The following is a 4573-nucleotide window of genomic DNA, read 5'->3' as shown; positions in this document are numbered from 1 at the left end:
GCAACCTCACAAATACTTCGTCAAGGTGCCATGTGGTGCCGGGCTTGCGACGCGACGCTTTCACACGGTGTGCGAAGCACGCGCCGAACTTATCGCACCAGCGTCGTACCGTTTCGTAGCTGACGAACCCCGCGCTCGAACAGCAGCTCTTCGATATCGCGCAGGCTGAGCTGGAACCTGAAATACCAACGCACCGCGCAACTGATGACCGATGCGGGAAAGCGATGACCGTGGTACAGCGATTTTGCATTTTTCATCATGCGATCTTACCCGACCATCTCGATAACGTGACAATGCCCGGCGTTGGTACAAACTCCCGTCGCAATTCTATTCCCTGGCTGGATAAGAAATTCATGCTATATCGGATTTGGCCGACCTCTCGCTCTTACTGCGACAGAACCCTATTTGCACCACAGCCTGGATCGCACTTCCAAATGAGTCAATATTAAAACTTCTTAACCGAATAAAAAAACATTTTATATCGTTGCGGCTGGTAATTGGTGATATCGTGGCGTTTGTTTTGCAGCATGGCACACTGGCACACGTAATCCAAGTTTTTGAGCCTTGTGCGCGGCAATGAATTTGCGCAATTTGCAGCCATCCCGTCTGGCCCTTGATGGCCGTGGTCGTTGACTGGTGTTTTGCTTGCAAAGGGCTCTGTCAGGTTGACGCAGGAGCGGGGGTAGAATGAAGCGATGAAGAAAAGAAAGTCGCATTATCACGGTCACCGCTTCCCTACCATCGTCATCAGCTGCGCGGTTCAGTATTTCCGGTTCAGCCTGAGCCTGCGCGATATCGAGGAGTTGTTGCTCGAGCGTGGTGTCGTCGTCACTACGAAACAATCCGTTGCTGGTGCGACAAGTTCGGCGCTGAATTCGCCCAGCGTGCAAAGACGGCGCGGCGCAAGCGGGGCAACACATGGCATCTGGATGAGATGTTCGTGACGCTGCGCGGGGAGCCGTATCTGCTGTGGCGCGCGGTCGATGAGCATGGCACTGAACTCGACGTTCTGGTGCAAAAACGACGCGACAAGGCCGCAGCCAAGCGCTTTTTCCGGCGGGTGCTGCGATCAAACCCGGTGCCGCGCAGGATCGTCACTGACCAGCTACGCAGCTATCCGGCAGCGAAGTCCGAGATTCCAGAGCTCGCTCACGTGAAGCACGTTTTCGTCAAGGCGGCTGCACGCGTGAATAACCGCGCCGAGAATAGCCTCCAGCCGACCCGCACATCGCGAACGCCAGATGCTCGGCTTTCGCGATGTGCGTCGCGCTCAGGCGTTTCTCTCACGGTTCGGCCCGATCCGGCAGCACTTTGCTTTACCCAGACATCGAATGAAAGCGGCAAGTCACCGTGCCGCACTCCAGGAACGGTTCGCCACATGGTACGGTTGGACTGGAACTGCCTCAATCGGTAAGGCTATTTAATAAGGATAACTACCGTTAACGGTACGCGTGCAGTCTACGTTCGCCAACTTGACAAAGCCACCCGCTGGACTTGCTTCTTTTAAAAATGGGCGCGGCTAGCAGGCAGGGCCGCTCGACTCGCCAATAACCTGACCGAGGGATAACCATGCGTCACGTCTGCCACCGCCATACCCGGCAACCCGTTCTCTGGAAACTTTCCCCACCACTGTGCATCGCGCTGCTCCTCACCGCCAGCGGCGGTGCCGCTTTCGCCGCAGACGCACCCGCCGGGCTGTACATCAGCGAAGTGGCCGGCAATTTCCGTCAGGACAAGGACTATGACGCGGCAACCACGTCCAACAGCGTCGCGTGGGTTGAGCTATACAACAAACAGAATGTCGCGGTGAACCTGAAGAACTACGTGCTGCGCACCGGCGGCATCAAACAAAGCGATCCGTCGTCGGTCAGCGCGTCGGTCAACTATGCACTGCCCGACGTGACGATTCCCGCCAACGGCTACGTCGTGATCGCCGGCCAGAAATCCCCCTATCTGACGAACTCGACGGTGAACGACGCCAGCAAGGTCGTCTATCTCCTCGACTCAACCGGGACCTATCTGCCGTACTGGAGCAACAGTTCGGGCTTCATCGAACTGCAGGCGGCCAGGACGGCGCAGGCCGCGGCCAGGACGGTGGACTTCGTCCGCTTCGGCGAGAGCACCACCGAGCCGCTCACCAGAAACTACTGGGTCGGCGCGAACGTGCCGGCCTTCGCCACGCCCGCGGCCACGTACGTCGGCAGCCAGTCGCTCGATCCGCTGGATACCCATGACCAGTCCATCGCCCGCCTCAACAGTCGATTCACCGTCACCGGCACCAGCACCGACTGGACGCTCGTCGACTTTCCCACACCGGGCGGACCGAACGACGTGGCGGCGGGCGTCACCGACAGCGATCACGACGGCATTCCCGATACGGCCAAGGCCGCGGGCGGCACCTACGCCGGCTTGGACCTGTACGCGATGGGCGCGCGGCCGGGGCAGAAGGACATGTTCATCCAGCTCGACTACATGGGCAGCGACGCGAGCGCGACCACCCAGGATTCGGCCCGGCAACTGCAGGAGGCAGCGCTGACCAAGATGGGCGCCGCGTTCGCGCCGCATCACATCGTCGTGCACTTCGATGCGGGCACGCGCTTCTCCGCCAAAGTCGACACCGCGCACTACAACCTCGACGGCGCCAGCCACGAGCGCACGTTCGGCAAGTGCACGCAGATGAGCGCGAGCGCCACCGAGGGCCGCACGGCGCTCGAGAACGGCTGCACGTCGATCTATCGGTATTACAGCCAGTACGTCGATCCGCGCCGCCGGGCCTTCTTCCGCTACGGCCTGCTCGCTTCGTCGCAGAACAGCGACGGCAGCAACGGATCGTCCGGCATCTCCGAGCTGCCCGGCAACAAGGTACTCGTGACCTTGAAGGGCTTCCTCGCGGACAACCTGAGCGCGGCGGGCGAAACGATGCGCGTGAACTACCAGGCTGCGACGCTCATGCACGAGTTCGGCCACAGCCTGGGCCTGCGGCACGGCGGCGACGAGCTTGCGGTCAACTACAAGCCGAACTACCTCAGCATCATGAACTACCTGTACCAGCTTTCGGGCGTGCCCACCGACGGCACCGGCACCGACGCGGTCGAGCGCTATTACTATCACCAGAACCGGAACGGCTTCGCGGTACCCAATACGCGCCTGCCGAGCGCACCCTATGCGGCCCATACGTATCACGCCGACGCGGTGCCGCACGGCCCGACCTCCGACACCTTCAAGATCGACTACTCCGACGGCAGCAGCCTCAATCTGGACGAGAATGCGCTTAAGGAATCGGACTATGTCGGACGCGGCGCCGGCACCAGCGCCACGGCATTCGGCGACTGGAACCTGGACGGCGTGAAGGAGGCCGCCCCTTACCAGTTGTCGTTGACCGGCCAGTCGGATACCTTCGGCCGGACCGTCTATGCGTCGCTGCACGATTTCAACGACTGGAACCATCTCGCGCTGGTCACGGGCAAGAACTACAACCTGGTCGGGATCGCACAGAGCTACGGGATCGGCACCGATCATCCGCCGCTGATCAAGACGAGCCGGATCCAGACGGAAGAAGCGGTGCCGGCGGCCGTGCTCGCGGATCTGAAACAAGTCAGCGCTAGATAAGAGGAGGTTGTGAATGGCGGCTTTCGATTGGCAGGGCGCGGTTCTCGCCGTCCTTCTGGGACTGGCGACGCCGGTTCTCGCGGAACCCCTGCAGATCGCCGGCCTCTGCCCGCCGGGCGCTGCGAGCCTGGCGGCGGAGGTGCTGGTGCCGCGCTTCCAGCTGAACGCGAAGGCGGTGCTGACGTTCAGTCTGGACGACCAGCGCGTGCACATCTCGCCGTGGCCGGCGCAGCTTCCCGCCGACCTGGGCGCGCAGTACGTCGCGGCGCGGACCGTCGTGCATCCGGCGGGACCGATGCGGATCGTGACCTTCCGCCGCGCGCAGGACGCCGACGCGTGGCTGCGGATGGCGGCCGGCGGTGGTCAGCGCAGCCTGTTGCTACCCGACCGGATCGTCGGCAGGATCAACGACGGGTTCGTTTATCTGCTCGATCACAACGAGCCCCGGCGCGTCGACGTCAACCAGCCGGTCACGCTGACCGACGACGCGCATCGCGAGTGCTGGCAGTTTGTCCTGCTCAACACCTCGATGCCCCAAAAATCGCAGGTCGACGCGGAGCCGCGCGCGGACTGGTACATGCGACGGATCGCCTGCCCACAGGAGTGAGGTCGCGGGATCAGCGTCGGCGCACAGAAGGCTGGGTGAAAGAATGGCTTAATACTGACGGCATTGTCACGTTATCGAGATGGTCGGGTAAGATCGCATGATGAAAAATGCAAAATCGCTGTACCACGGTCATCGCTTTCCCGCATCGGTCATCAGTTGCGCGGTGCGTTGGTATTTCAGGTTCCAGCTCAGCCTGCGCGATATCGAAGAGCTGCTGTTCGAGCGCGGGGTTCGTCAGCTACGAAACGGTACGACGCTGGTGCGATAAGTTCGGCGCGTGCTTCGCACACCGTGTGAAAGCGTCGCGTCGCAAGCCCGGCACCACATGGCACCTTGACGAAGTATTTGTGAGGTTGC

Annotated in this window: 2 protein-coding genes and 3 pseudogenes; 4 read left to right on the top strand and 1 reads right to left on the bottom strand. The window is 61.4% G+C overall.

From position 1 onward, the window contains the following. A pseudogene (locus tag GCT19_RS40920) lies at positions 1 to 257 on the bottom strand (IS6 family transposase); the annotation flags it as partial. A gap of 438 nt (positions 258 to 695) precedes the next feature. On the opposite strand from GCT19_RS40920, the pseudogene GCT19_RS40915 reads away from it, so the two are divergent. The 4 genes and pseudogenes from GCT19_RS40915 to GCT19_RS40900 form a co-directional block, all read left to right on the top strand. Next, positions 696 to 1424: pseudogene (locus GCT19_RS40915) on the top strand (IS6 family transposase). A 145-nt stretch (positions 1425 to 1569) separates the two neighbouring features. Continuing rightward, a complete protein-coding gene (locus GCT19_RS40910) occupies positions 1570 to 3609 on the top strand; it encodes a lamin tail domain-containing protein (protein WP_018438266.1) in 2040 nt (679 codons plus the stop codon). A 13-nt stretch (positions 3610 to 3622) separates the two neighbouring features. Further along, positions 3623 to 4216 (top strand): hypothetical protein, encoded by a 594-nt coding sequence (locus tag GCT19_RS40905; RefSeq protein ID WP_018438267.1) that lies wholly within the window; start codon positions 3623 to 3625, stop codon positions 4214 to 4216. Positions 4217 to 4316: 100 nt separating this feature from the next. After that, positions 4317 to 4573: pseudogene (locus tag GCT19_RS40900) on the top strand (IS6 family transposase); the annotation flags it as partial.

Source organism: Paraburkholderia atlantica (assembly GCF_009362785.1).
GTDB lineage: Bacteria > Pseudomonadota > Gammaproteobacteria > Burkholderiales > Burkholderiaceae > Paraburkholderia > Paraburkholderia atlantica.
This window is presented reverse-complemented; position numbering and strand designations above follow the sequence as displayed.

Coding starts and splice junctions, on each gene's coding strand:
- GCT19_RS40910 (WP_018438266.1), top strand. CDS start 1,570: ATGCGTCACGTCTGCCACCGCCATACCCGGCAACCCGTTCTCTGGAAA.
- GCT19_RS40905 (WP_018438267.1), top strand. CDS start 3,623: ATGGCGGCTTTCGATTGGCAGGGCGCGGTTCTCGCCGTCCTTCTGGGA.